General features: G+C 58.9%; 2 protein-coding genes and 1 CRISPR repeat array. Of the genes, one reads left to right on the forward strand and one right to left on the reverse strand.

Translation table 11 applies throughout. The features are described from left to right. Positions 1-220: 220 nt before the first annotated feature. The gene (locus Q4G32_RS09310) at positions 221-1,207 is read right to left on the reverse strand and encodes a Fic family protein (protein ID WP_303350923.1); all 987 of its coding nucleotides are present in this window, start codon (positions 1,205-1,207) and stop codon (positions 221-223) included. A 536-nt stretch (positions 1,208-1,743) separates the two neighbouring features. On the opposite strand from Q4G32_RS09310, the gene Q4G32_RS09315 reads away from it, so the two are divergent. Next, positions 1,744-2,646, forward strand: a complete 903-nt coding sequence (locus tag Q4G32_RS09315) for a hypothetical protein (RefSeq protein WP_303350925.1) — start codon at positions 1,744-1,746, stop codon at positions 2,644-2,646. 21 nt (positions 2,647-2,667) lie between these two features. Beyond that, a CRISPR array of direct repeats spans positions 2,668-3,366; the repeat unit is 28 nt; unit sequence GTTCACCCCGCGTATGCGGGGGTAGGCC.

The raw sequence follows: 3,366 nt of genomic DNA on the forward strand, positions 1-3,366 counted from the left end.
CTTCTGGAAGCCGGCGGGTTCAGACCGCGACTACACCCTGGATTGTGAAGAGCCGAAAATGCCGCTGTAGCTGTTGCCGCCGTGAGGATGCGGAGGGTCTTGTTCATGATTCCTGTTCCTTTCGCATTGATAGTCAGTCAACTTACTACCAATGCAGCAGAACAAGTCAAATGCTATTGAATATAAATCTGCATGATTTCGAGAGGCAAGGAATTTAAAATCAGTCCCTCAAGATTGGCGGCAACATGCCGAGCTCATCCAATCGCCGTACTACATGAATGGTGAGATCGTTCTGCCAGAGACTGATCGCATATTTTTGCGGTCGACCGACCTTCTGCAGGTATCCAGACTTGACCAGCCGGGCCAACTTCTGACTCCTTGAGGACCCTGAGCCTGGAAGTACGTCACTGAGTTCACCCGCTTTACTGGCACCCCGCCGCGCCGCCTCGTACAGAACGTCTGCATCGGCCTGGGTCAACGTTCGCTCCGCAATGGCAGTGTTCAATGCTTCAGCAAATACCTGATCGGTAACGTAGGTGCGATCCGCTAATTGCGTGACACTGGCCAAATCGGCGCGCAGCCCGCGAATCACATAGTTGCACCAAGCCAGTGAGTCTTCATCAGTCAATGAATCTGCTCGCGCCAAGAAGTCGTAGTAAGCCTGCCGATCAGCCCCAAAGACCGCCGTCGGATTCAAGGGGCGTGCAGTGCTGGGCGATGTGTAACCGCGTTTGATGAGCATGGCGTACGTCAGCAGTCGTGAAACCCTACCGTTCCCATTGGCGAATGGGTGGATCCACACGAATCTATGGTGCACCAATGCAACCTGTAGCAGCTGGAATTGGGGAAGGACGTCCTGACTCGCGAATTCCAGCAGTTGATCCATGTCAGCTTGGATGCTGCTGGGGCTTGGCGGAACATGCGTAGCGCCTGAGATCGCAACGCCGGTTGTGCGATAGGCGCCTGGATGGTCGTCACCCTCCCGGTCCAAACCTTGAACAGCTAGCCGATGCAGGTCCCGCACGAACAAATGCGAGAGTTCGAGCCTGCCCTGATCAGCTGATTGCTCAATGTACTCAGTGGCCTCCTCCAACTGGAGGATCTCCCGCACAGCATCTATTGCCTGATCTCCAGTGAGCCTGGCGCGCCGCGCCTCAGCAACGACGTCGGAGACCGTAGTCCGATTCCCCTCGATCCGGGCGGACATGACGCTGCTGAGACCCTGGAACAACCTCCGGAGTTCCAGGGTGAGGGGATCATCCAGACGCTCCGTACGGAATTCGACCCTGACCCGCTCAAGCTCAATCAGGTCAGAGACCAACTGGCTACGGAACTCGACTGGCGGAAACTGGATGGCGCGCATACAAGAAGTTTAGGTCCTAGTTCGCAAAAATTTAGGTCAATGATCCACATTCATGGTTTGACAAGTCTAAAAGCGTCGACGACACAGTCGAAAAATTGCGTCCTGCTGCTCTAGAAACTTAATGGCCAGCCTGCCTCACTCGCCTCCGCTGAAGGGGTAAGGACTCCGTGGACAGCTTCAAGGCCCCCCAACCTGCGTTGGGGGGCCTACCCCCGCATACGCGGGGAGCATATGTGACCCTCTGCGAATCAAGCACCAAGAGGCAGAGGCCTACCGCCCATCAGCTCGGACGCACTGCCACGGTAGCGCACCGGGTGGGGATGTTCGTGTCCAAATAGATCGTCTTATCGCTGCCCCAGCCGTAGTTGCAACGCGAGCCCATGACGGCTTGGTTCGCAGCTATTGGCCTGTTGAACGCAGCATGGGAGCTCAATGATACGGCTGCCACGCTGCATTGGCGTCCCCTTACCTGTGACTCGGACGCCCCACCTGTGGTTCCAGTTCTACGGTCACATGTCCCTATCGAGGTTCTTGTAGAGCACATCCTGACTCATGACGAATGGTCGGAAGCTGAAAAGCTAACAACCACCCATGGCTTCCCTAAAGGTATTGGCGTCAAGAATCAGAAGTGGAATCCGTCTTCCGCTGCACGCGGGCTGGTCCAGGCAGCAGACGAGCATGGCAATCGTTTGTTAATTTCACTGGCTTCGGACCTGGGACCCGCGGAGAAAGGCAAAGACAACGCACCCGGTGCCCTGCCCATGCCCATCACACAGATCGCAAACAATTCTTCCTACACGGCCGTCGCCCTTCGGCGCACAGCATTTGGGTCAAAGGACATCCGACAGAACATCACGGAAGTACTCAACGCCCTGACTGCGCTCAACGCTGGCTACGGGCTGGAGCAGTGCGATGGCGGAATGGATCGAGTGACCACGGATCCTGGCATCAATGGGCTAGGTGTTGACGCCGGACGTTTAACTCGAACCGCGATTGCACCGCTAGCGGTGTTCGGGGAGTCACGTGTTGGGGTCGGACTTTCGGGCGGTGCTGGAGTTACTAATAGGAGCGTGGCACTCCCCTTGCCAGTGCAACCGTTGACGGCACCAGAGCTGAGGACCTTGACCCACATCGGGCTAGCTAAACCATCGTGGGACTGGTCCAATCACGGGTTGGGATGGGTTTACCGCGCTCACCGACAGAAGAAGGGAGACTACGAATACGTCTGGACCGGCTCACCCGTGAAAAGGGCAGAAGTGAAGCGCAACAGCATGAATCGTTAGTATCGCAGCAAGTCAGGAAGTGTTCACCCCGCGTATGCGGGGGTAGGCCCCATCGGCATTGAGTGCCGCCCGGAAATGAGCCGTTCACCCCGCGTATGCGGGGGTAGGCCCCAGCCCGCTGAGCCCGCTCGATGGACCACTCAGTTCACCCCGCGTATGCGGGGGTAGGCCCCATCGCGATCCTCGAAGGCACCCGCGACTACAGTTCACCCCGCGTATGCGGGGGTAGGCCTGCAGGACACCTTGCCTGCGCTGACCACGTAGTGTTCACCCCGCGTATGCGGGGGTAGGCCAGCCACCGCCATGCTGGCCCACGCAGAAACCGTGTTCACCCCGCGTATGCGGGGGTAGGCCGTCAACGTGTGGAGGCGGTGACCGAAGTCGCCGGTTCACCCCGCGTATGCGGGGGTAGGCCCAGTGCGCGGATTCCTGCGGCGGGGAGTTGGAGGTTCACCCCGCGTATGCGGGGGTAGGCCGCGACCGAGAGCTGCGGCAGCAGGCCGGTGATGGTTCACCCCGCGTATGCGGGGGTAGGCCCCGCAGCGAAAGAAGGGGTGGAGAACCCGCAGGGTTCACCCCGCGTATGCGGGGGTAGGCCCCTCATTGGCCCACTCCGGTCGGAACATGACGGGTTCACCCCGCGTATGCGGGGGTAGGCCGCCCGGCGCTTACCGGAGAATTCGACGGACAGGGTTCACCCCGCGTATGCGGGGGTAGGCC

Source organism: Kocuria sp. (assembly GCF_030538595.1).
Classification (GTDB): domain Bacteria; phylum Actinomycetota; class Actinomycetes; order Actinomycetales; family Micrococcaceae; genus Kocuria.